We start from the raw sequence: 535 nt of genomic DNA, 5'->3' as shown, positions 1-535 counted from the left end.
TTTCTACGTCTGATTGAGATATATATCTTCCTGCCCATTTTTCTATAATATGCTTTAGAGCTCTACTGTGTTTTGGTTTTGTTTTTATTGTTGTCTGAGCATCTAACCATTCATACGCCATCCTAATACAGTCTTCATGCTCGTGAAGAATGTCTGATGGATGTTGGTACTTGAAGCCAATTTTGGCATCGTTAATTTCTTTGTCAGTAAGCACTGTATAATTTCCTCTKATCAAAATACTTAACCAAATATGGTAATGTTAGATGTCACGAAAATGGGGCGGCTTTTACACCGCTCCAGAGCAACATCAGAAGTATGTTAGTGGCTAAAATACTCCTTGTCCTCTGAGCAAGCAGATGAGCATAGCACAGAGCAGAACAGACCCGGAGCGAGCGCAGCGCGGGAGCGGCGTAGCCCGCCCGTCAGGGCGTCTGGGTGGGATTAAGCCGTAAAATCGAAGATGACTTTTCCTGCGCCTGCGTGAGCTATTCCCTGCAATTCTAGGGGCGATTTTGTATCTGCATCAGTGATAGTT

1 protein-coding gene is annotated in these 535 nt (G+C 44.0%); it reads right to left on the bottom strand.

Annotated features, from left to right (window positions below; genetic code table 11):
• Positions 1-214 (bottom strand): hypothetical protein (locus KP708_RS16080; RefSeq protein WP_215757265.1); only part of this gene is annotated, 214 nt, incomplete at its 3' end.
• Positions 215-535: the final 321 nt, after the last annotated feature.

The sequence above is a fragment of the Gluconobacter sp. P5H9_a genome (assembly GCF_018812085.1).
GTDB lineage: Bacteria > Pseudomonadota > Alphaproteobacteria > Acetobacterales > Acetobacteraceae > Gluconobacter.
This window is presented reverse-complemented; position numbering and strand designations above follow the sequence as displayed.